At 62.1% G+C, this 21,601-nt stretch carries 21 protein-coding genes and 1 pseudogene; 8 read left to right on the plus strand and 14 right to left on the minus strand.

Features of this window, described 5'->3' with window-relative positions; genetic code table 11:
• Positions 1 to 87 precede the first annotated feature (87 nt).
• Entirely contained in the window at positions 88 to 1,566 is a 1,479-nt protein-coding gene (locus tag UF78_RS19910) for a PhoX family protein (RefSeq protein WP_045163947.1), read from the minus strand.
• A 192-nt stretch (positions 1,567 to 1,758) separates the two neighbouring features.
• Between UF78_RS19910 and yccS the strand changes: the two genes are divergently transcribed.
• On the plus strand, positions 1,759 to 3,945 hold the full coding sequence (gene yccS / locus UF78_RS19915) for a YccS family putative transporter (protein ID WP_045163948.1): 2,187 nt from the start codon (positions 1,759 to 1,761) through the stop codon (positions 3,943 to 3,945).
• 164 nt (positions 3,946 to 4,109) lie between these two features.
• Positions 4,110 to 5,294 carry an NAD(P)/FAD-dependent oxidoreductase gene (locus tag UF78_RS19920; RefSeq protein ID WP_080890667.1) on the plus strand — a complete coding sequence of 395 codons (1,185 nt, stop codon included), beginning with the start codon at positions 4,110 to 4,112 and terminating at the stop codon, positions 5,292 to 5,294.
• Between the two features lie 52 nt (positions 5,295 to 5,346).
• Here the strand turns inward: UF78_RS19920 and UF78_RS19925 are convergent, their stop codons facing one another.
• The 6 genes and pseudogenes from UF78_RS19925 to UF78_RS19950 all read right to left on the minus strand — a co-directional run bounded on the left by UF78_RS19925 (position 5,347) and on the right by UF78_RS19950 (position 8,276).
• Positions 5,347 to 5,535, minus strand: a complete 189-nt coding sequence (locus UF78_RS19925; RefSeq protein WP_045163949.1) for a hypothetical protein — start codon at positions 5,533 to 5,535, stop codon at positions 5,347 to 5,349.
• 62 nt (positions 5,536 to 5,597) lie between these two features.
• Entirely contained in the window at positions 5,598 to 5,945 is a 348-nt protein-coding gene (locus UF78_RS19930) for a hypothetical protein (protein ID WP_045163950.1), read from the minus strand.
• A 4-nt stretch (positions 5,946 to 5,949) separates the two neighbouring features.
• Positions 5,950 to 6,511: pseudogene (locus UF78_RS23250) on the minus strand (EAL domain-containing protein); the annotation flags it as partial.
• A gap of 62 nt (positions 6,512 to 6,573) precedes the next feature.
• Entirely contained in the window at positions 6,574 to 7,047 is a 474-nt protein-coding gene (locus tag UF78_RS19940; RefSeq protein ID WP_045163952.1) for a hemerythrin domain-containing protein, read from the minus strand.
• A 128-nt stretch (positions 7,048 to 7,175) separates the two neighbouring features.
• On the minus strand, positions 7,176 to 7,454 hold the full coding sequence (locus UF78_RS19945; protein WP_045163953.1) for a DUF3509 domain-containing protein: 279 nt from the start codon (positions 7,452 to 7,454) through the stop codon (positions 7,176 to 7,178).
• A 201-nt stretch (positions 7,455 to 7,655) separates the two neighbouring features.
• The gene (locus tag UF78_RS19950) at positions 7,656 to 8,276 is read right to left on the minus strand and encodes a class I SAM-dependent methyltransferase (RefSeq protein WP_045163954.1); all 621 of its coding nucleotides are present in this window, start codon (positions 8,274 to 8,276) and stop codon (positions 7,656 to 7,658) included.
• Positions 8,277 to 8,495: 219 nt separating this feature from the next.
• Here UF78_RS19950 and UF78_RS19955 point away from each other — a divergent pair, with 219 nt between their 5' ends.
• A complete protein-coding gene (locus UF78_RS19955) occupies positions 8,496 to 8,873 on the plus strand; it encodes a response regulator (RefSeq protein WP_045163955.1) in 378 nt (125 codons plus the stop codon).
• Positions 8,874 to 8,953: 80 nt separating this feature from the next.
• On the opposite strand, the gene fba is transcribed toward UF78_RS19955, so the two are convergent.
• The 7 genes from fba to UF78_RS19985 form a co-directional block, all read right to left on the minus strand.
• The gene (gene fba / locus UF78_RS19960; protein WP_045163956.1) at positions 8,954 to 10,018 is read right to left on the minus strand and encodes a class II fructose-bisphosphate aldolase; all 1,065 of its coding nucleotides are present in this window, start codon (positions 10,016 to 10,018) and stop codon (positions 8,954 to 8,956) included.
• 173 nt (positions 10,019 to 10,191) lie between these two features.
• Complete coding sequence (locus UF78_RS19965; protein WP_045163957.1) at positions 10,192 to 10,524, minus strand: MliC family protein; 333 nt, start codon at positions 10,522 to 10,524, stop codon at positions 10,192 to 10,194.
• Positions 10,525 to 10,551: 27 nt separating this feature from the next.
• Positions 10,552 to 10,746, minus strand: coding sequence for a hypothetical protein (locus tag UF78_RS23155; protein WP_080890668.1), 195 nt, complete (start codon positions 10,744 to 10,746; stop codon positions 10,552 to 10,554).
• 112 nt (positions 10,747 to 10,858) lie between these two features.
• Complete coding sequence (locus tag UF78_RS19970; protein WP_045163958.1) at positions 10,859 to 12,022, minus strand: phosphoglycerate kinase; 1,164 nt, start codon at positions 12,020 to 12,022, stop codon at positions 10,859 to 10,861.
• A gap of 48 nt (positions 12,023 to 12,070) precedes the next feature.
• Entirely contained in the window at positions 12,071 to 13,117 is a 1,047-nt protein-coding gene (gene epd / locus UF78_RS19975) for an erythrose-4-phosphate dehydrogenase (protein WP_045163959.1), read from the minus strand.
• Positions 13,118 to 13,285: 168 nt separating this feature from the next.
• On the minus strand, positions 13,286 to 15,283 hold the full coding sequence (tkt, locus tag UF78_RS19980; protein WP_045163960.1) for a transketolase: 1,998 nt from the start codon (positions 15,281 to 15,283) through the stop codon (positions 13,286 to 13,288).
• Between the two features lie 122 nt (positions 15,284 to 15,405).
• A complete protein-coding gene (locus UF78_RS19985; RefSeq protein ID WP_155397679.1) occupies positions 15,406 to 16,326 on the minus strand; it encodes a LysR substrate-binding domain-containing protein in 921 nt (306 codons plus the stop codon).
• A 165-nt stretch (positions 16,327 to 16,491) separates the two neighbouring features.
• Here UF78_RS19985 and UF78_RS19990 point away from each other — a divergent pair, with 165 nt between their 5' ends.
• The 5 genes from UF78_RS19990 to UF78_RS20010 all read left to right on the plus strand — a co-directional run bounded on the left by UF78_RS19990 (position 16,492) and on the right by UF78_RS20010 (position 21,600).
• A complete protein-coding gene (locus UF78_RS19990; RefSeq protein WP_045163962.1) occupies positions 16,492 to 17,388 on the plus strand; it encodes a TauD/TfdA family dioxygenase in 897 nt (298 codons plus the stop codon).
• Positions 17,385 to 17,987, plus strand: coding sequence for a LysE family translocator (locus UF78_RS19995; RefSeq protein ID WP_045163963.1), 603 nt, complete (start codon positions 17,385 to 17,387; stop codon positions 17,985 to 17,987). The genes UF78_RS19990 and UF78_RS19995 overlap by 4 nt, the downstream gene beginning before the upstream one ends.
• A gap of 79 nt (positions 17,988 to 18,066) precedes the next feature.
• Positions 18,067 to 19,068: an ArsR/SmtB family transcription factor gene (locus UF78_RS20000; protein ID WP_045163964.1), complete on the plus strand. Its 1,002-nt coding sequence runs from the start codon at positions 18,067 to 18,069 to the stop codon at positions 19,066 to 19,068.
• 14 nt (positions 19,069 to 19,082) lie between these two features.
• Positions 19,083 to 20,273: a methionine adenosyltransferase gene (gene metK, locus UF78_RS20005; protein WP_045163965.1), complete on the plus strand. Its 1,191-nt coding sequence runs from the start codon at positions 19,083 to 19,085 to the stop codon at positions 20,271 to 20,273.
• 262 nt (positions 20,274 to 20,535) lie between these two features.
• Entirely contained in the window at positions 20,536 to 21,600 is a 1,065-nt protein-coding gene (locus UF78_RS20010; RefSeq protein ID WP_045163966.1) for a glycosyltransferase family 4 protein, read from the plus strand.
• The last annotated feature ends 1 nt before the right edge of the window (position 21,601 follow it).

Here is a 21,601-nt window from a genome sequence, read left to right on the forward strand (position 1 = left end):
GCGGCCACGGTGTACTTAAGGCGCGACACCCACCCCACAAGCCCAAGGCTTTACTTCCGGATTCCAGCTTCAGGCTTCCAGCTGCTTCTACAACGACCCACGCGCCCAGGGACCCCAGATGGCGAAGGTGATGCCCGGGGTCTGGATATTGACGAAGAGAAAATGCCCGCTCGGGTCGAAACAGGCGCCACAGAACTCACGGTTGCGGTAGTCGCCGCCGGACACTTTCTTTCCGACTGCCGCAGCCTGTATGTCGTCGAACACCACGTTGTTCTTGGCGAAAATATAGGCTTCGCCCGCCGTGGTCAGCCCCAACAGACGTTCGCCGAAACCGTACATATCCTGTACACCGCCGCCGTCCTCGCAAAGCAACAGGCCCCCGCGCGGGCTGACGGTGATGTTGTCCGGGTTGTTGGCGATCTCGGCGTCGGTGGAGGCGAAGATGCAAGTCAGCCGGTCGGTTGCCAAATCGTGCATCCATACCGCGCCGCGACCGTAACCGGCACGTCCCTGGCTGTCGGTACCGGCGCTGGTGTCGACGATGAACAGCTTGCCTTCGCTGTACCAAATACCTTCGCCACGGCTCATGCTCAGACCTCCCGCCTGACGGGCCTGGGCAAAGGGTCCACTGCCCTCGGGCTGCGGATCGAGATCAGGATTCGACACCTCGACCCATTCCAGCTGATAGCTGTCGCCCTGGCTCGGCGCATGCAGGTCGATCAGCGCGCGGTTGCGTACCCGTGCCGCCTGCAGGATTCCACCCACGGCGAGCGAGCCCGGTTGCTGGCTGGCATCGGTCGGTATGTAGCGGTAGTAACCGGCCTGGTTGCGCGCATCCTCGGTCAGGTAGACGTAACTGTTGCGCGGGTCGACGGCTACCGCTTCATGGGCGAAGCGCCCCATCTGAATGATCGGCTGGCCGGTGGTCAGCGCCGGGTCTGCCGTCACTTCGAAGACATAGCCGTGGGCGCGGCCGCCGACGCTGCGGTAGTCGGCGGTGGTTTCTTCGCAGGACAACCAGGTGCCCCACGGCGTGACGCCGCCCGCGCAGTTGGTACGCGTACCACCCAGGCTGGGCAGGGTCCGTACCGGCTGTTCGATGTCCCGCGACACGTATAGGTTGGTGGTGCCCCCGGCCGGACGCTGGCCGTTGGCGAGGGTGACGTCGTCATAGATGCCGTTGGCTTCGATCAGGCTACCGGTACCGGCTTCATGGTTGCGCACCAGCACGATTTCCGGGCCATTCGGACCGCGACGCACATCAATGACGCCCATGCCATCGTGGGACGCGGGGACCGGTTGGCCATTTACCATCAGGTCGCCGGTCCAGGAGAAACTCCTGTATTGGAAGCCGTCTGGCAACTGCAACAGCTCCAGACCCGTACTCAGGTCTTTGGTTGGGCGCAGCGGACCGTAGCTGCTACGAACCAAGCCCGCACCGCGACCCTGAGCGTTGCGTGCGGCAAAGGCTTGCAGCGTGCCGAGGAAAGGTGTCGTGGCGACCACGGCGGCGATGGCACTGCCTTTGAGCAGGTTGCGGCGGCTGGCATCATGTTCACGGTTCATGCGGTGTCCTCTTTTATCGGAATGGGGAGGGGCGCATGGAATGAAGCCAGACGATTACGGCGGAACGATGACCAAGCGATGGCGTTCCGGTGATACGGGACGGACGGACGGTATAAGCTTTGCAACGCAAGCCGTGACGTCTGCACGCCACAAGCGCCCAACCCCCTTTCCATAGCCAGGCCCGACTGCCCCATGCGTTCACCATCGCTCAGCCATTCCTTGCGCCGCCTCTGGGCCCTGGAGAAGTTCGGCTACAGCCTTCGCGTATTGATCGCGCTGGCTGGCAGCATGGGGCTTAGCTGGTCTCTCGAGCAGCCGACCCTGGCCATCCCGCTGTTTCTCGGGGTAATCGCCAGCGCCTTGGCGGAAACAGACGACAGCTGGCTCGGACGGCTCTCGGCACTGCTGGTCACCCTGCTGTGTTTCAGCATCGCGACGGCTTCGGTGCAATTGCTGTTCCCCTACCCGTGGCTGTTCGCCCTCGGCATGGCTGCCGCCGCGTTCGGCCTGGTCATGCTTGGCGCGCTGGGCGAGCGATACGCGACCATTGCCCAAGCCACGCTGATCCTATCCATTTACAGCATGATCGCCGCCGATCAGCGCGGCGGCGAGGCGCTCCATCCCTGGCGCGACCCGTTCTTGCTGCTGGCCGGGGCAACCTGGTACGGACTGTTGTCTGTGCTCTGGAATGCGCTGTTTTCGCACCAACCCGTGCAGCAGAGCCTGGCCAGGCTGTATCGGGAGCTGGGCCGGTACTTCAAACTCAAGGCCTCGCTGTTCGAGCCGGTGCGTCAGCTCGATGTGGAAGAGCGCCGCCTGCAGCTGGCGCAACAGAACGGCCGCGTGGTCAGCGCGCTCAATGCCACCAAGGAAACCCTGCTGCACCGACTCGGCAATGGGCGGCCGGGCGTGAAAATCAGTCATTACCTCAAGCTCTATTTCCTCGCTCAAGACCTGCACGAACGCGTCAGCTCCTCGCATTACCCCTATCAGGCGTTGGCCGAGGCGTTCTTCCACAGCGACGTACTGTTTCGCTGCGGCCGACTGTTGCGGCTGCAGGGTGTGGCCTGCGCCGAGCTAGCCAACGCGATACAGCTGCGCCAACCCTTTCGCTACAGCGAAGCCAATGGGCAGGCGCTAGCCGATCTCGAGTCGTCGCTGGAGCACCTGCGGATGCAAAGCAACCCGGCCTGGCGCGGATTGCTGCGTTCATTGCGCGCTCTGTCGGGCAACCTGTCGACCATGCAGCGCCAGCTCGCCAGCGCCAGCAACCCGGACGCACTTGAGGGCGAGCAAGACAGCAGCCTGCTGGACCGCGATCCGCAATCGATACGCGACGCCTTCGCACGTATCCGCCTGCAACTGACACCCACCTCGTTGCTGTTTCGCCACGCCCTGCGCATGAGCCTGGCGCTGGTGTGCGGCTACGCCGTGCTGCATGCGATTCATCCGGAACAGGGTTACTGGGTACTGCTGACCACGGTATTCGTCTGCCAGCCGAACTACGGCGCGACCCGGATCAAGCTGGTGCAGCGGGTGACCGGCACCGTGCTAGGGCTGGTGGTGGGCTGGGCGCTGTTCGATCTGTTTCCGAGTCAGCAGATCCAGGCGCTGTTCGCCGTGGTCGCCGGGGTGGTGTTCTTTGCCACACGAAGCAGCCGCTACACCCTGGCGACGGCGGCGATCACCCTGCTGGTGCTGTTCTGCTTCAACCAGGTCGGCGACGGCTACGGGCTGATCTGGCCGCGCCTGGTCGACACCCTGTTGGGTAGCCTGATCGCCGCAGCCGCGGTCTTTCTAATCCTTCCGGACTGGCAGGGCCGCCGCCTCAACCAGGTGGTCGCCAACACCCTTAGCCGCAACGCGGATTATCTGCGTCAGATCATGCGCCAGTACGAGAGCGGCAAGCGCGACGATCTGGCCTACCGTTTGGCCCGACGCAACGCCCACAACGCCGATGCCGCGCTGTCGACCACGCTGTCGAACATGCTGTTGGAACCGGGCCACTTCCGAAAGGACGCCGAGACCGGCTTCCGCTTTCTGATCCTCTCGCACACGCTACTCAATTACCTGTCGGGGCTGGGCGCACATCGCGAGAGCCTGCCCGACGACGCCCGTGACGATCTGCTGGAAAGCGCCGCGCAACGCCTGGCGGGCGGCCTTGATGAACTGGCGGCGGCCTTGCAAAACAACCAGCCGGTGGCGGTTTACAGCGAGGACGAAGAAACCCTGGCGCAGCAACTCGAACAGACATCCGAAGAGATGGACGATACGCATCGCCTGCTGCAGACGCAGTTGGGCCTGATCTGCCGTCAACTGGCGCCGCTGCGCAGTATGGCCAGTCACCTGGTTCGCCAGCCCTCCTCCCCCTTGCCCTGAGGCAACTATACGGTCCCAGGCAGTCAGCCATGCAAACCCGTATGCCCTACTCGGCGTGCGTCGAAAAACAGTCCGGAGCGATCCATGCCGACCGCCGAAGAGCGCTGCATCCGCCGCTGCGGCGGGGTACCATGCCGCGTTTTCAGGCCTGACCGAGGTGAGCGGTGTTGCAGACGGATGTGGTGGTAATCGGCGCCGGCGCGGCAGGGTTGATGTGTGCCTTCACCGCGGCGGCGCGGGGTCGCCGGGTGCTGCTACTCGACCATGCCAACAAGGCGGGCAAAAAGATTCTCATGTCTGGTGGCGGGCGCTGCAATTTCACCAATATGTACACCGAGCCGGCCAACTTCCTCTCCGCCAATCCGCACTTCTGCAAATCCGCCCTGGCTCGTTATACCCAGTGGGATTTCATCGAGATGGTCAGCCGCCACGGCGTGCCCTATCACGAGAAGAAGCTCGGCCAGCTGTTCTGTGATCACAAGGCCAGCGACATCCTCGGCATGCTGCTCGAGGAGTGTCAGCAGGCCGGGGTCGACATGCGGCTGAGTATCGCCGTGCAGTCCGTGGAGCGAATTGAAAGTGGCTATCAGCTGCAGAGCGACGCCGGCGAGCTCGCCTGCCAATCACTGGTCATCGCCACCGGCGGGCTGTCGATTCCGACGCTCGGTGCCAGTGGCTTCGGCTATCAGATTGCGCGACAGTTCGGCCACAACGTGCTGCCGACCCGTGCCGGCCTGGTGCCGTTCACCATCACCGAGCCGCAGCTGAAGGGTATGTGCGACGCGCTTTCCGGCACTTCGGTGGAAGGCTGCCTGGTCAGCTGCAACGGCCAGAGCTTTCGTGAAAATATTCTGTTCACCCATCGCGGTCTTTCCGGGCCGGCGATTCTGCAGGTGTCGTCGTATTGGCAACCAGGCGACACCATCGAGATCAACCTGCTACCACACCTGAATCTCATAGACTGGCTCGACGAACAGCGACGCGAGCGGCCCAACACCGAGCTGAAGACGCTCCTGGGCGAGCTGTTCACCCGCAAGATGGCAGGGCTTCTGGCCGAGCACTGGTTCGTTTCCAAGCCGCTGAAGCAGTACAACCCGGGCGAGCTTGAAGAGGTGGCGGAGAAGCTTGCGAATTGGCAACTGGTGCCCGCTGGGACAGAGGGCTATCGCACCGCGGAAGTAACGCTGGGCGGCGTGGATACCCGTGAGGTGTCGTCGAAAACCATGGAATCGCAAAAGGCCGCGGGGCTTTATTTCATCGGTGAAGTGCTCGACGTTACCGGTCACCTGGGCGGGTTCAATTTTCAGTGGGCCTGGGCGTCCGCCTATGCCGCCGCGCAGTACGTCTGACGCACCCCCGTAGAGCTCTTACGCAAGAAACACCCCCCACCGGGGCGTGCCGTTACTCGTTGGACAGGTTCGATGGCGGCGAGACCTCGCGTGGCCCAGCTGGGTCAGTCGCGGTGTTCTGATATTCCTGCTGGTTGTCGCTGTTGTTATCCATAGCCGAGGGCTCATCGTCTGGCGAGCAGGCGGCGAGCATCAGCGAAAGCGGCAACACTGCGGCGACAACGATACATTTCGATTTCATACGGATCTCCTGCAAAAATGGGTGCCTCGCCAGGCTCGCGAGACACCCACGGATTTGAGACGTTACTGCGAGGTACCCGTACCGCTGCCGGTGGTGTTGGGCGCGGTACCGGCACCCGACTCAGTGCCCATGCCGCTGCCGTTGTCAGCCGGCGCGGTGCCCATACCGGTTCCGGTACCTGTTTCCGCACCTGCGCCCGTTCCGGTGCCGGTTGTACCTGGACCCGCACCCGTACCGGCGCCAGTACCAGTGTCAGTGCCAGTATCAGCCGGCGGCGTGCTGGTTGGCGGCACGGCGGGCTGCTCGGTGGTCGGCTGCGGCGGCATCTCGTCGCGTTTGGGCTCCTCATCCGGGCCACAACCAACCAGCAGCAGACCTAGGACAGGGGCAGATAAATAAGCAAGACGCATGGGGTCACCTCCTACAGAGTGAGCCGGCAGGCAGCCGGCGACTTCTTGAATCATCGATTCCACAGAAGTTGACCCTTGCTATCGCCAAGAGTGCCTTGGCTTGCCAAAGCGAACGTCGGCGACTGTGCTCCGCGGACCGTCTGGACTGCGGCAGCAAGCGCCAGAGCCCTTCGAAACACGCTACGTCGCTGAACAGCGGTTGCAGTTCGGCGGCGGGCATAGGCCGATTGAACCAGTACCCCTGGGCGGTCTGGCAGCCTTCGGCGATCAGGAACCGCAATTGCGCGGGGCGTTCTATCCCTTCGGCGATCACCGCCAGGCCGAGGCTATGGCCCAGCCCGAAGATCTCCCGGTTGATAGCGACCGAATTGGCATCCTTCGGCGCGGCAGCGATGAAACTGCGATCGACCTTGAGAGAGGATGTGCAGCGGAAAGCGCTTCAGGTAGCCGAGCGAGGAGTAGCCGGGGCCGAAGTCGTCCAGCGCCAGCCGCATACCGAGCGCCGCGATTTCGCGCAGACTACTCAGCGTCAGCTCGCTGTCCTGCATCAGCAGCGTCTCGGTGATCTAAGCCGATTCAGGCGGCTTCGCCCGTCCAGCAGCCGGGGTAGACACCCCGGCGACTGCGTTCACGCTGCCTGACTGGCGCTGAATTCCTTCTTCAGGCGCTCTTTCAGTTCAGCCATCTGCCCGCCCATTTTTTCCAACCGGGCTTGGTCGAACAGTTCGCGGGCCTTGGGAAACATTTCCGATTCCTCTTCCTCGATATGGTGCTCAAGCAGCTCCTTGCAGACCTTGATGCGCCCGGAGAACTCGACGGTCGATGGATCGGTCGCCTTGATGTCGGGCAGCACCAGCGAATCAACCGCCCGGTGTTCTTCCTTCGCCTCGTGATACATCTTCAGTTCTTCCTTGCCGCCGGCTTCCTTGTAGGCGGGATAGAGAATCTGTTCCTCGAGCTGGGTGTGAATGGTGATTTCCATCTCCAGTTTCTGCAGCAGCTCGGCGCGAGTCTTGACCGCACGCTCAGTGCTCTCGGTCAGACGCGTCAGGATGTCTTTCACTTTTTCGTGATCATCGATCAACAGGTCAATGGCGTTCATGCGGATTCCTCATCGCTTATCAGGCTTTGCGACCATCCAAGGCTCTTCGGCCCGGTCGGATCGCCTACGCTGGAGTGCGCAGCATATGCAGTCGGCCGGCTCGCAGCATTGCCAGCCGACCGCTCGTCTCACGCGTACTCGTAGGTGGGCAGCCCGGTGCGGCTCTGGCTCTGCAGACGGGCGATGGCAGGCGACATACCAGCCTCAAGCGCCAGGTCGCGGCGTATCGAGCTGATGACCCACTCCAGCTGAATGTTGGTCTGGGTCTGTCCCTTGGAAAGAGCGCGCTTGATGATATCCCGATCATCGTTACGCAGCGTCAGCAAAAGCCCGCCGTCCGGACGAGGGTGGGTAATGACTTCAAACTCTGGAAACGCGGCAGAGAGAATTTTTTCAGCGGCGATCATTATTGTGTACTCCGGTTATGGTCCAGCTTCCATTACTGGAGCAGCGTCCGTGCCAACCGGAGAAGATAAATAAAATCCAATAATTCAGTGACTTGCGTCACATAATAGCGTTTTGTATGCATGCAAAACGCATGAAGTCGGCGTTTGCGGCATGCATTCTGCTCTGCTTGGTGAACAACCGCTGTCTTCTGATGTCGGCGCTCAACCCTTGCGCCAGACGCTGGCGAGCCAAGGCTGCTGCTCACGAGGCAAGCCCGTCGGTCGGTAATAGTGCTCGAGTTCAACGAAACCCACCGACTGCAGCAAGCCGCGCCAGGTTGGCCAGTCATACCAGGCGCCATAGCGAGCGCCACTCCAGCCCTCCTGATTGTTGCCACGCGGATTGGAGCTGAACAGCACGCCTCCGCGGCGCAGCGCCGCGTGCAGCTTCAGCAGAACCGCGACGATTTCTCGGCTGGGCACATGAAACAGCACCGCATTGGCGAAGATGCCATCGAAGGCTTCGGTGGGAAGATCCAGTTGCAGGAAGTTCTGGTGCAGCACCTCGCAACCGGTTTCGGCCCGAGCCATCTGCACAAAGGGCTCCGCCCCTTCCAGCCCGACCGCGACATGCCCTCGCGCGGTGAAGGTCTTGAGGTCGCGCCCCGGGCCGCATCCCAGATCTAGAATGCGAAAGGGCGGCTCGCCATGGATGTGCCGCAGCAGCGCGTCGACATTCTGGCTGACATCGTGATCACGGGTACCTTCGCGAAACGCCTCGGCATTGGCACGATAGTCGTCCAGGGTCCGGTCGGCGATGGTCTGGGTGTTTTCGTCGGTCATGATGGGCTTCCGGAAATGGTTGGGGCTTGAGCTCTGATGAGGCATGGTTTGATTGCCAACGCGCAACCGCTCTACTGTACGCGCGCCAACAAAGGCTTGACGAATGGCGTTCCGGCCCTGAACTTGCGCAATGCTGCAATGCCCAACGTGCTTACCCCAAGCCGGATTAATCACCGGGCTGACGCAATATGTTCACCGAATACGTCGAGAATTGCTCCGATGAGCCCAACATTCAGCAAAGTTGTCCTGCTCGTTGAGGACGAACCGCATATTCTTCGCCTGTTGTCTGACTATCTGGCCGACGAAGGCTACCGGGTCCTGGAAGCGTCGGATTCCACCCAGGCTTTCGAGATTCTGGCGACCAAGCCGCAGCTGGATTTGCTGGTGACCGATTTCAGATTACCCGGTGGCGTTTCCGGCGTGATGATTGCCGAACCGGCGCTCAAACTGCGGCCGGAGATGAAAGTCATCTTCATCAGCGGCTATCCGATCGAGATTCACGAGTCCGGCAGCCCGATCGCGCGCAGCGCCCCGATCATCGCCAAGCCGTTCTCGCTGGATAGGCTACGGACCCAGATTCAGCAACTGCTCGCCTAGTGGCACCAATGGCTGCGGAGTCGACGCCCCCATAACGCAACGAGCCCGCACAGGGCGGGCTCGTGTTTCGCAACAGCGACTCAGTTGACCTTGGGATCCAGCTCGCCGCGCGCATAACGCTCGAACATGCCTTCCAAGGAAATAGGTTTGATCTTCGACGCATTGCCGGCAGTGCCGAAGGCTTCGTAACGGGCGATGCAGATATCGCGCATGGCGGTCACGGTCTTGGCCAGGTATTTGCGCGGATCGAACTCGCTGGGGTTCTTCGCCATGAACTCGCGAATCGCACCGGTCGATGCCAGACGCAAATCGGTATCGATGTTGACCTTGCGCACACCGTACTTGATGCCCTCGACGATTTCCTCGACCGGCACGCCGTAGGTTTCCTTGATGTCGCCACCGTACTCATTGATGATCTTCAGCCACTCCTGCGGCACCGAGGAGGAACCGTGCATCACCAGGTGGGTGTCAGGAATGCGCTGGTGGATTTCCTTGATGCGCTGGATCGACAGGGTGTCACCGGTTGGCGGCTTGGTGAACTTGTAGGCACCGTGGCTGGTGCCGATGGCGATGGCCAGGGCATCGACCTTGGTCTTGGCGACGAAGTCGGCGGCTTCTTCCGGATCGGTCAGCAGTTGGCTGTGATCCAGCGTGCCTTCGGCGCCAACGCCGTCCTCTTCACCGGCCATGCCGGTTTCCAGACTGCCCAGGCAACCCAGTTCGCCTTCTACCGACACGCCACAGGCGTGGGCAAAGGCGACGGTCTGCTGGGTCACGCGAACGTTGTATTCGTAATCGGACGGCGTCTTGCCGTCTTCACGCAGCGAGCCGTCCATCATCACCGAGCTGAAACCCAGCTGGATGGAGCGCTGGCAGATGTCCGGGCTGGTGCCGTGGTCCTGGTGCATGACCACCGGGATGTGCGGGAATTCTTCGATGGCCGCGAGGATCAGGTGGCGCAGAAATGGCGCACCGGCGTATTTGCGGGCACCGGCCGAAGCCTGGACGATCACCGGGGAGTCGGTTTTGTCGGCCGCTTCCATGATGGCTCGCATCTGCTCGAGGTTGTTCACGTTGAAGGCCGGCACGCCGTAGCCGAATTCGGCGGCGTGGTCGAGCATCTGGCGCATGCTGATGAGTGCCATGTTTTCCTTTCTCCCGGTTAGGGTCGATTAATCGTGTAAAGCCTGCCCCAGGGGCTGGCGGTGTTCAAGCACCGCGCTATAGGCGCGGCATTGTAGTGGCGGACGGGCCAAAAGCCATCAGCTCTGGCGAAAACGCCGCAAATTTGCCTCACACCGGTAGCAGCGCATGGGCGTTAAATCGTAATCAGCGAAGCGCTGCAGCCATGAGCCAGCAGCTTGTCGTCGGCGAGCCGATAGACCAGCGCTTCGTTGCCTTTGTCGTGGAAAGCCACAACGCCATCGCTATAGAAAGCACCACGGGTGGCAGGTTCCTTGCGCAGCGTATGAACCTTGTCGCTGTTGCCGATTTTCAGTTCCACCGTCTGCCGATTCTCATCGGCATAGCGCCAGGCGATGTCCTGCTGGCTCTGGCATTTCCAGCGCACGAAAGGCGCATCGGGGCCGGACTGCCAGTGGCCGCAGCCGGCGAGCAGCAGCGCGGCAAACGCAATGAACAGGCCTTTCATCGATTCCTCCTTGGCTGGTTGGACCACTCAAGGGCAGTCCTGGGCATCGGCGGCAGTACCCGCGGTCGGGTCGCCAGTGCTCTGCATCTGCACCCGCTGATCGTTCTGTGCGGTTGGGCTTTCAACTGGCGGTGGATCGAATATTTCACAAGCCGAATCCGGTGCACCGCCGGCGCACCCGGCCAACCCAAGACAGCAAACAGCGATAGCGGCATAACGCATGGTGAGTCTCCATTCCTCGTTCGGACAGAACAGAGACAGCACCGAGCTTCAGGGGTTGCCTTGATCGTTGCGCTTGTTGTGCGGAGCGCCGAAGCGATAACGGCGCAAACACTTATTTCGCAGCGCGCTGCTCGAGCACTTCGACGGCCGGGAGGACCTTGCCCTCGACGAACTCGAGGAAGGCGCCACCACCAGTGGAGATATAGGAGATCTGTTCGCCTACACCGTATTTGTCGATCGCCGCCAGGGTGTCGCCACCACCGGCGATGGAAAATGCAGGGCTTTCAGCGATGGCCTTGGCCAGCACCTTGGTGCCCTCGCCGAACTGGTCGAACTCGAACACGCCAACCGGGCCGTTCCAGAGGATGGTCTTCGAAGACTTCAACAGCTCGGCAAAATTGGCCGCGGTCTGCGGGCCGATATCAAGGATCATATCGTCGTCCGACACATCAGCAACGGCCTTGACGGTGGCTTCGGCATCGTCGGCAAACGCCTTAGCGACCACCACATCGACCGGCAGCGGCACACTGACCTTGGCCGCGATCGCCTTGGCAGTGTCGACCAGATCGGCTTCGTACAGCGACTTGCCTACCGGCAGACCGGCGGCGGCGAGGAAGGTATTGGCGATGCCACCACCGACGATCAACTGATCGCAAACCGTACTCAGGCTGTTCAGCACATCCAGCTTGGTCGACACCTTGGAGCCCGCGACGATGGCCGCCATCGGCTTGGCCGGGCTTTTCAGCGCCTTGCCCAATGCATCCAGTTCGGCGGCCAGCAGCGGGCCGGCACAGGCAATCTGGGCAAACTTGGCCACGCCGTGGGTCGAACCCTGGGCACGGTGGGCAGTGCCGAAGGCATCCATGACGAAGACATCGCATAGCGCGGCGTATTGCTGCGCCAGCTCGTCGGTGTTCTTTTTCTCACCTTTGTTGAAGCGCACGTTCTCCAACAGCACCACCTCACCGGCTTTCACCTGAACGCCGTCCAGATAGTCCTTGACCAGCGGTACCTCGCGATTCAGTGCCTTGCTCAGGTAGTCGGCGACCGGCTTGAGGCTATCCTCCTCGCTGTAGACGCCCTCTTCCGGACGGCCCAGGTGCGAGCAGACCAGTACCGCCGCGCCCTTTTCCAGCGCCAGTTTGATGGTCGGCAGGGACGCCAGGATCCTTGCGTCACTTTTCACCGCGCCATCCTTCACCGGCACGTTGAGGTCCTCGCGGATCAGCACGCGCTTACCCTTGAGGTCGAGGTCGGTCATCTTCAAAACGGTCATGTGATCTTCCTTAAGTTCAAAACGGCGATGTCTTCAAGCGGTGCGGCTTCAGGTGTGATCGGCGACCCGCAAATAGTGATCGGCCACATCCAGCATACGGTTGGCGAAACCCCATTCATTGTCGAACCAGGCCAGCAGGTTCACCAGTCGCGGGCCGGAAGCGCGCGTCAGGCTGCCATCGACGATCGCCGAATGCGGGTCGTGGTTGAAATCGCAACTGGCATGGGGCAGCTCGGTGTACGCGAGCAAGCCTTTCAACGGCCCGGTTTCAGCCGCTTCCCGCAGGATCCGGTTGATCGTCGAGGCGTCGGTATCGCGGGTCATCTGCAGGGTGATATCCAGGCAGGACACGTTCACCGTCGGTACTCGCACGGCTTTGGCCTGAATCCGCCCCGAGAGTTCCGGCAACAGCCGCTCGATGCCACGAGCGAGGCCGGTCGAGACAGGGATCACCGACTGGAAAGCCGAGCGTGTGCGACGCAGGTCGTCGTGGTGATAGGCGTCGATCACCGGCTGGTCATTCATTGCCGAATGGATAGTGGTGATCGACACGTAGTCGAGTCCGATCGCATCGTTGAGCAGCTTGAGCAGAGGCACGCCGCAATTGGTGGTGCAGGACGCGTTGGAGACCAGCCGCTCGGCGCCGCTCAGCTGCTCATGATTGATGCCCATCACCACGGTGGCGTCGACATCCGCGGCGCCGCTCATGGGCTGCGAGAACAGCACCCGCGGCACACCGGCATCGAGGAAGCGCTGGCCGCCGGCGCGCGTGTTATACGCGCCGGAGCATTCCAGCACGAGGTCCACGCCCAGGCTGCGCCAGTCCACCGCCTCGGGTGTCGACTCGCGCAGCACCTGCACACAGTGACCGTTCAGATGCAGGCAATCGCCCGCCACCGCCACGTCGCCGGGGAAGCGGCCATGGGTAGAGTCGAAACGGGTGAGGTATTCGAGGCTTGCCATATCGGCGAGGTCGTTGAGGGCGACGATTTCGAAATCGAAGGCCGCATTGCGCTCGTAGAACGCACGAAGCACGCAGCGACCAATGCGACCGTAACCGTTCAGGGCAACGCGATAGGGGAGAGTTCGGGACATTCGCGGCTCGTCTTGGGCGAGCTGGAAGCCGGAAGCCGGATGCTGGAAGTGGTTCGTGCCGCCGCCACTCCAGCCTCGAGCCGCCACTTCTCAGCTGCTGTGATCCCTCAAGCCTGAGCCAGGCCGCTTCTACTTCGAGCGTCCAGCGTCAGGCCTTCAGCTTGCTTGTCAGTCTTCCAGCAGTTCTTCTGCAACGCTGAGGATGTTGTCGACGGTGAAGCCGAATTCCTCGAACAGCTGGCCGGCCGGCGCCGATTCACCGTAGGTGGTCATGCCGATGATGCGGCCGTCCAAGCCGACGTACTTGTACCAGTAGTCCGCATGGGCCGCCTCGATAGCAATGCGCGCACCGACTTCCACTGGCAGCACCTGCTGCTTGTAGGCCGCATCCTGGGCGTCGAACACGCTGGTGCAGGGCATCGACACCACCCGCACCTTGCGTCCCTGCGCGGTCAGCTTGTCGTAGGCCTGAACGGCCAGCCCGACTTCCGAACCGGTGGCGATCAGGATCAGTTCCGGCTCGCCCTGGCAGCTCTTCAGGATGTAGCCGCCCTTGACAATGGCCGCTTCGGTCTCGTTGTCCCGGATGTGGTACGGCAGGTTCTGACGCGAGAAGATCAGCGCGCTCGGACCGTCCTTGCGCTCGACCGCATGCTTCCAGGCCACGGCGGATTCGACCGTGTCGGCCGGGCGCCACGTGTCCAGGTTCGGCGTGGTGCGCAAGCTGGTCAGCTGTTCGATCGGCTGGTGAGTCGGGCCGTCTTCGCCAAGACCGATGGAGTCGTGGGTGAACACGTAGAGCACACGCTGCTTCATCAGCGCCGACATGCGCACGGCGTTGCGCGCGTATTCCATGAACATCAGGAAGGTCGCGCCGTAGGGGATCAGGCCGCCGTGCAGGGCAACGCCGTTCATGATCGCCGCCATGCCGAACTCACGCACGCCGTAGTACATGTAGTTGCCCGAGGCGTCTTCAGCTACTACAGGCTTGCAACCCTTCCACAGCGTCAGGTTGGAGCCGGCCAGGTCCGCCGAGCCGCCAAGCAGTTCCGGCAGCAGTGGGCCGAAGGCATTCAGGCAATTCTGGCTGGCCTTGCGGCTGGCGATGGTTTCGCCCTTCTCAGCCACTTCGCGAATGAATGCCGAGGCCTTCTCGGCGAAATCTTCCGGCAGTTCACCGGCCATGCGCCGTGTGAACTCGCTGGCCAGCGCCGGGAACTCAGCCTGATAGGCGGCGAAACGCTGATTCCACTGGTTCTCCGCTTCGGCGCCCTTCTGCTTGGCGTCCCATTCGGCATAGATCTCGGCGGGGATTTCGAACGGACCATGCTTCCAGCCCAGCGCTTCGCGGGTCAGGGTGATTTCAGCCTCACCGAGAGCAGCGCCGTGGGACTCTTCCTTGCCCTGCTTGTTCGGCGCGCCAAAACCGATGATGGTCTTGCAGCAGATCAGTGTCGGACGGTCGCTCTTGCGGGCCGTTTCGAGCGCCATCTGAATTTCGTCGGCGTCATGACCGTCGACGTTGCGGATCACCTGCCAGCCGTAGGCTTCGAAGCGACGCGGCGTGTCGTCGGTAAACCAGCCATGGACTTCGCCGTCGATGGAGATGCCGTTGTCGTCGTAAAAAGCGATCAGCTTGTTCAAGCCGAGGGTGCCAGCCAGCGAGCAGACCTCGTGCGAGATACCTTCCATCAGGCAGCCGTCGCCCATGAACACGTAGGTGTTGTGGTCGACGATTTCATGGCCGGGGCGGTTGAACTGCGCGGCCATGACCTTTTCCGCCAAGGCGAAGCCCACGGCATTGGCCAGCCCCTGGCCGAGCGGCCCGGTGGTGGTTTCTACGCCGGCGGTGTAGCCGAACTCTGGGTGCCCCGGGGTCTTGCTGTGCAGCTGGCGGAAGTTCTTGAGGTCATCGATGGACAGGTCGTAGCCGGTCAGGTGCAACAGCGAATAAATCAGCATCGACCCGTGGCCATTGGACAGCACGAAGCGGTCGCGGTCGGCCCATTGCGGATTGGTCGGGCTGTGCTTGAGATGGTCGCGCCAGAGTACTTCGGCGATGTCCGCCATGCCCATGGGGGCACCCGGGTGGCCGCTGTTGGCTTTCTGCACGGCATCCATGCTGAGGGCGCGGATGGCATTGGCTCGCTCACGACGGCTGGGCATCGCTGAATCTCCTGCGGGGTAGCTTCTAAAACGAAGGGGGCGGAAAAAGGCGGCCATTTTCCCCTACCGAGGGTGGCGGGGCAATGACTGAATACACGCATGCTCCGTCGCCACCGATCCACTCAGTCGAGCAGGCGTACCCCGTGGTTGCCGACATCCGGCAAATGCTTCAACAAATAGTCCTTCATTCGGGTCAGCGTCACCGGCGTTTCCCCGGTCGCCGGCCACACCAGGTAATAACTGTCGCCGGAGCGCACCGCCTGGTCGAAGGGTAGCGTCAGCGCACCTTTGTGCAGCTCGGCAGCGACCAGCGCCAGATCGCCGATTGAAACGCCGTGCCCCTGCGCCGCGGCGGAGATGCCCAGCTCCAAGGTGTCGAACAGTTTGCCCTGCTGCCAGGCGACGGCGTCGATCAAACCGACCCGCTGCAGCCAACGCCGCCAATCGCGGCAGTCGCGAGAGGGATGGATCAATTCGGCCGCCGCCAGCTGGGCGGCCGTCCAGCGCGTACTGCCAAGCACCTCGGGCGAACACACCGGCACCAGCCACTCATCGAACAGCTTGACTCGATTCCAGTCCGCCGGAAAACCACCATGTCCCAGCAAGATCGCACAGTCGAACGGCTCGTTATGGAAATCGACCGTGTCCAGATCCATCCAGGCGCTGGTGAGCTGCACCCGGTTCTGCGGATGTGTCAGCCGGAAGTCGTCCAACGCGCCGAGCAACCAGCGCATGGTCAGCGTCGAGGGGGCCTTGAGTCTCAGCGCGTCCTGCCGCCGGTTGACCGCGATGCAGGCGTTTTCGAGGGTGCGAAAGCCGACCTTCAGCTCTTGCGCCAGCAACCGCCCGGTATCGGTCAGCGCCAACCGAGAACCGCGCCGTTCGAAAAGCTGACAGCCGAGGTTTTCCTCCAGCGCTTTCACATGCCGACTGACTGCGCTCTGAGTGATGCAGAGGCTCTCGGCCGCCTGGGTGAACGAACCGAAGCGCGCCGCCACCTCGAAGGCACGCAGCGCATACAAAGGAGGCATCCGCAGCGTCATGCCGCCTCTCTCCGGCATGAGTAAAACTCATCGCAGACGGACGTATTTTCCATTTTGCACCCTCTCGAACGCCACCAATACTGCGCCAGCAACCGAGCCCGCAATGCGATGGCATCAACAGATAAGAAGAGGCATCTGCCTCGTATAAATGCAGGGAAGAATGACATGTCCGATCGCAACTTTGACCTACTTTTGTCCGCCAGCATCAGCAACGGAGGTCTGAGCCAGGAGCAGATCGCGCAAATCCTCGACTTCCGGCTGTTCGGCAACTCGAAGGGGTTTCTGCTGTTGGAGAGTACGGACGTCGGCGACATCCCTCCGACTCCCGCCTCGCGCGCCGAGCTCTGCAAGCCGGACGACACCAGCGAACGGCTGCTGCTGCAAGCCACTGCCCTGCTGGGCGAGCCAATCGGCTACGTCCAGGAGTCCGATGGCGCTATCGTCAACAACTTCTTCCCGCAGCAGACACAATCGCGGGCTGCCACCTCGGACAGTTTCGATACCGAGCTCGACCTGCATACCGAAAATGCCTTCCATGCGGTCCAGCCGGACTATCTGCTGCTGCTGTGCCTGCGCCAGGATCCTGCAGCAGAAGCCATCACCTACATCGCTTCGGTCAATCGCATTCTCGAACGGCTGACCTACGAGCAGCAGGCATTCTTCCTCAATGAGCCGTACAACTTTTTTTCCGATTACGGCACCACGGAAAAGAACCAGCGCATCGATATAAACAAGCATCAGACCGTGCTCTACGGGGATCCCGACGCCCCCTTCTTCCGTTTCGACCCGCAGTTCATGGTCGCCTATAGCGATCGCGCCCAACGCTCGCTCGACACCCTGCGCAACCTCGCCTGGGAAGTCGTCGAGCCCGTGCGTATGGGCTGTGGCGACCTGCTGATCATCGATAACCGCCACACCGCGCATGCCCGCAGCCCCTTCACGGCCCGCTTCGATGGCAACGATCGCTGGATGCAGCGCACCTTCGCCAGCTGCAACCTGCGTTTCTACACCGAAAAGCTGGGCAAACAATCGCGCATATTCGAATTGGTGACCGAACTATGAACGCCACCTACCTTGCCTTCGCCGCCGCGGTCGTCTTGCTGATCGCCTCCCCTGGCCCGGTCGTCGCACTGGTTATTGCCGACGCGCGACGCAGCTGGCCGGCCTGGACCATCCTTGGCGGCGTGCTGTCCGCCCAGATCCTGCTGGTCGCAGCGCTGGTGTTGATCTACCTGGCGTTGGATCTGGAACCGGTCATTCTCGAATGGGGCCAAGTGCTCGGTGGCCTTTATCTGATCTGGCTCGGCGCCGACGGGCTGTGCGGCGGCAATGACGAAGAGCCGCAACTGCCACGGTCGCATGTACATTATTTCTGGCGCGCCATGGCGGTCGGGTTGTCGAACCCCAAGGACATCCTGTTCTTCCTGGCCTTCCTGCCGGGCTTCATCCTTCCCGCGCAACCCTTCGCACCCCAGGCGGCAGCGTTGATCACGATCTGGGCCCTGGTCGATGTCTCCATTCTGATCACTTACAGTCTGGCGGCACGCCGTCTGGCCAGCCACGCGCGGCTGCAGCATGTGCTGAATCTACTGCCGAGCTTCTTTCTTCTGGGACTCGGGTTGGTGTCGTGCGGCATGGGTGTAAACAGCCTGGTGAACTGAACCTCCAGCTTGCCCAATATCAAAACTTTTTGATACAGCCATTGCTGGACGAAAAACGACCGACTAGACTGCGCGGCCTATGAGCCTGCGCATTCCCCAGATGTCCTTCGATGACAGCGACCAGCTCGCCGCCCTGTGCAAGGCCGGCGGCGACGCGCTGCGCCTGAACGTACTGCGTGCGCTGGCCAGCGATTCGTTCGGCGTGCTCGAACTGGCACAGATCTTCGCCATCGGCCAATCCGGCGTCAGCCACCATTTGAAGGTGTTGACCCAGGCCGGACTGCTGGCAACACGGCGCGAGGGCAATGCGATCTTCTATCGCCGCACCCTGCCGCAGGGCGAAACCCTGGGCGGCCGACTGCACGCCGCCTTGCTGGAGGAAGTCGATCAACTGGTGTTGCCATTCGACGTCCAGGCACGAATCGCCGCGGTGCATGCCCAACGCAGCGCCGCCAGCGAAGATTTCTTCATACGTATGGCAGGCAGTTTTCAGGCGCGCCAGGACCTGATCGCCGGATTGCCACAGTATCGCGATAGCGTAGTGGCGCTGCTCAATGCGCTGAATTTCGCACCTTCTGCGACAGCGCTCGAGGTCGGCCCGGGCGACGGTAGCTTTCTGCCCGAGCTGGCCCATCGATTCGCCCACGTCGTGGCAGTGGACAACAGTCCGGCAATGCTGGAACTCGCACGCGCTCGCTGCGAGCAGGATGCGCTGGACAACGTCGAGCTGAAACTTGCCGACGCACTGCAGGACGAATGCCCTTCTGCTGATTGCGTCGTTTTGAACATGGTTTTGCATCACCTGGCAGCGCCGGGCGAAGCACTCAAGCAACTGGCACGGCTGGTGAACGTGGGCGGCAGCCTGCTGCTCACCGAGCTGTGCAGCCACAACCAGAGTTGGGCCAGGGAGGCCTGCGGCGATCTATGGTTGGGCTTCGAACAGGACGATCTGGCCCGTTGGGCCGATGCCGCGGGGCTCACGCCCGGCGAGAGCCTCTACATTGGCTTGAAGAACGGTTTTCAGATCCAGGCCCGGTATTTTTCCCGGCCCACCCCTGTCAGCCGACTCACCCACCGGTAATTAGGAACCGATAGATGAGCGAATATTCGATTTTCACCTCCGAGTCCGTGTCCGAAGGGCACCCGGACAAGATCGCCGACCAGATCTCCGATGCGGTGCTGGACGCCATCATCGCCGAGGACAAGCATGCCCGTGTGGCCTGTGAAACCCTGGTCAAGACCGGCGTCGCGATCGTCGCCGGCGAAGTCACTACCAGCGCCTGGGTCGATCTCGAGCAGCTGGTGCGCGACGTCATCATCGACATCGGCTACAACAGCTCGGACGTCGGTTTCGATGGCGCCACCTGCGGCATCATCAACATCATCGGCAAGCAGTCGGTGGACATCGCCCAGGGCGTCGACCGCAGCAAGCCTGAAGACCAGGGTGCCGGCGACCAGGGCTTGATGTTCGGCTACGCCAGCAACGAAACCGACGTGCTGATGCCGGCTCCGATCCGCTTCTCCCACGCCCTGGTCGAGCGCCAGGCCGAGGCGCGCAAGAACGGCTTGCTGCCGTGGCTGCGTCCGGACGCCAAGAGCCAGGTCACCTGCCGCTACGAAGGCGGCAAGGTGGTCGGCATCGACGCCATCGTCCTGTCCACTCAGCACAATCCCGAGGTCAAGCATTCCGACTTGCAGGAAGCGGTGATGGAGCTGATCGTCAAGCATGTGATCCCAGCCGAGCTGCTGCACAAGGACACCCAGTTCCACATCAACCCGACCGGCCAGTTCATCATTGGCGGACCGGTGGGCGACTGCGGCCTGACCGGGCGCAAGATCATCGTCGACACTTACGGCGGCATGGCCCGTCACGGCGGTGGCGCGTTCTCCGGTAAGGACCCGTCCAAGGTCGACCGCTCGGCCGCCTATGCGGGCCGCTACGTGGCGAAGAACATCGTCGCCGCGGGCCTCGCCGAGCGTTGCGAGATCCAGGTGTCGTACGCCATCGGCGTGGCGCAGCCGACGTCGATCTCGATCAATACCTTTGGCACCGGCAAGCTCAGCGACGAGAAGATCGTCGCCCTGGTCCGCGAGCATTTCGATCTGCGCCCCTACGCGATCACCACCATGCTCGATCTGCTGCACCCGATGTACAAGGCCACCGCGGCCTACGGCCACTTCGGTCGCGATCCCTATGAAATGACGGTCGGTGGCGACACCTTCACCGCCTTCACCTGGGAAAAGACCGACAAGGCCGACGCCCTGCGCGCCGCTGCCGGGCTGTAAAACCAGACCGCCGGTGCGAGAAAAGCCCCGCCAGCGCGAGCTGAGCGGGGCTTTTTCATTCTGCCACCATCCAAAAATATCGAGCGAGTGCGCCTGGTCTGCGAACTCCTCGCCGGTCCGAGCCCGACGGTTTGCCGACAAGCGGCAGCGAGCGCCGCGCTTGAAAATCATCCGGCAGCCCCTATCCCATAAGCGATCGCATAACAGGAGATGTTTCCGCAGTACCTCTCGCTCTGTTCATCCCTGATCAAGGAGACCACTGATGAAGATTGCGCAGATCGCCCCTCTCTACGAAGCCGTTCCGCCCCGCCTGTATGGTGGTACCGAGCGGGTGGTGGCACACCTGACCGACGCGCTGGTGGACCTCGGCCACCAGGTCACGCTGTTCGCCGCTGCCGATGCCAAAACGACCGCCGACCTGGTTCCTGCACGCCGGCGCGCCCTGCGGCTAGACCCTGCACCGCTCAAATCGGACCTCGCCAGCCACCTACGGCTGATGGACGAGGTTCGCGCACGCGCCGATGAATTCGACGTTCTGCATTTCCATGTGGACCTGCTGCATTTTCCGTTCTTCGAGGACATTGCCGAGCGCACCCTGACCACACTGCATGGCCGCCTTGACCTCGACGATCTGGGCGAGGTGTACCGCCGTTGGCACCGCTATCCACTGGTGTCGATTTCCCACGATCAACGCGCGCCGCTGGCATTCGCCAACTGGTGCGGAACCATTCACCACGGGCTCAACGGTTCGGCTTACCGCTTCCACGCCGAGGCGGACGGCGGATATCTGGCCTTTCTCGGCCGCATCTCGCCGGAAAAGCGCCCCGACCGCGCCATCGCGATCGCCCGTCGGGTCGGCCTGCCACTGAAGATTGCGGCCAAGGTGGACAGCGCCGATCGCAAGTATTTCGAACAGGAAATCCGCCCGTTGCTGGACCATCCACTGGTCGAGTTCGTCGGTGAAATCGGCGATGCAGAAAAGTCCGATTTCCTCGGCAACGCCCGGGCACTGCTCTTTCCCATCGACTGGCCCGAACCGTTCGGGCTGGTGATGATCGAGGCGATGGCCTGCGGAACGCCGGTAATCGCCTGGCGTTGTGGTTCGGTTCCAGAAATCGTCGAGCACGGTGTCAACGGATTCATCGTCGATAGCGAGGAAGCGGCCGCGGTAGCGATCGATCGATTGCCGCAACTGAACAGGGCACATGTGCGCGAGGTGTTTGAGCAGCGCTTCTCGTCTCACGCCATGGCGCGCCGCTACTTGGAGCTGTATTGGAAGCTTCTGGGCGACACCGACCCTCACCAACCTCTGCAGAAGTTGGCATGAC

The sequence above is a fragment of the Stutzerimonas stutzeri genome, from assembly GCF_000952685.1.
GTDB lineage: Bacteria > Pseudomonadota > Gammaproteobacteria > Pseudomonadales > Pseudomonadaceae > Stutzerimonas > Stutzerimonas stutzeri_E.

Bases quoted from the DNA above. Each gene is read 5' to 3' on its own strand.
- UF78_RS19910 (WP_045163947.1), bottom strand. From the start codon at position 1,566: ATGAACCGTGAACATGATGCCAGCCGCCGCAACCTGCTCAAAGGCAGT.
- yccS (WP_045163948.1), top strand. From the start codon at position 1,759: ATGCGTTCACCATCGCTCAGCCATTCCTTGCGCCGCCTCTGGGCCCTG.
- UF78_RS19925 (WP_045163949.1), bottom strand. From the start codon at position 5,535: ATGAAATCGAAATGTATCGTTGTCGCCGCAGTGTTGCCGCTTTCGCTG.
- UF78_RS19930 (WP_045163950.1), bottom strand. From the start codon at position 5,945: ATGCGTCTTGCTTATTTATCTGCCCCTGTCCTAGGTCTGCTGCTGGTT.
- UF78_RS19940 (WP_045163952.1), bottom strand. From the start codon at position 7,047: ATGAACGCCATTGACCTGTTGATCGATGATCACGAAAAAGTGAAAGAC.
- UF78_RS19945 (WP_045163953.1), bottom strand. From the start codon at position 7,454: ATGATCGCCGCTGAAAAAATTCTCTCTGCCGCGTTTCCAGAGTTTGAA.
- UF78_RS19950 (WP_045163954.1), bottom strand. From the start codon at position 8,276: ATGACCGACGAAAACACCCAGACCATCGCCGACCGGACCCTGGACGAC.
- UF78_RS19955 (WP_045163955.1), top strand. From the start codon at position 8,496: ATGAGCCCAACATTCAGCAAAGTTGTCCTGCTCGTTGAGGACGAACCG.
- fba (WP_045163956.1), bottom strand. From the start codon at position 10,018: ATGGCACTCATCAGCATGCGCCAGATGCTCGACCACGCCGCCGAATTC.
- UF78_RS19965 (WP_045163957.1), bottom strand. From the start codon at position 10,524: ATGAAAGGCCTGTTCATTGCGTTTGCCGCGCTGCTGCTCGCCGGCTGC.
- UF78_RS23155 (WP_080890668.1), bottom strand. From the start codon at position 10,746: ATGCGTTATGCCGCTATCGCTGTTTGCTGTCTTGGGTTGGCCGGGTGC.
- UF78_RS19970 (WP_045163958.1), bottom strand. From the start codon at position 12,022: ATGACCGTTTTGAAGATGACCGACCTCGACCTCAAGGGTAAGCGCGTG.
- epd (WP_045163959.1), bottom strand. From the start codon at position 13,117: ATGTCCCGAACTCTCCCCTATCGCGTTGCCCTGAACGGTTACGGTCGC.
- tkt (WP_045163960.1), bottom strand. From the start codon at position 15,283: ATGCCCAGCCGTCGTGAGCGAGCCAATGCCATCCGCGCCCTCAGCATG.
- UF78_RS19985 (WP_155397679.1), bottom strand. From the start codon at position 16,326: ATGACGCTGCGGATGCCTCCTTTGTATGCGCTGCGTGCCTTCGAGGTG.
- UF78_RS19990 (WP_045163962.1), top strand. From the start codon at position 16,492: ATGTCCGATCGCAACTTTGACCTACTTTTGTCCGCCAGCATCAGCAAC.
- UF78_RS19995 (WP_045163963.1), top strand. From the start codon at position 17,385: ATGAACGCCACCTACCTTGCCTTCGCCGCCGCGGTCGTCTTGCTGATC.
- UF78_RS20000 (WP_045163964.1), top strand. From the start codon at position 18,067: ATGAGCCTGCGCATTCCCCAGATGTCCTTCGATGACAGCGACCAGCTC.
- metK (WP_045163965.1), top strand. From the start codon at position 19,083: ATGAGCGAATATTCGATTTTCACCTCCGAGTCCGTGTCCGAAGGGCAC.
- UF78_RS20010 (WP_045163966.1), top strand. From the start codon at position 20,536: ATGAAGATTGCGCAGATCGCCCCTCTCTACGAAGCCGTTCCGCCCCGC.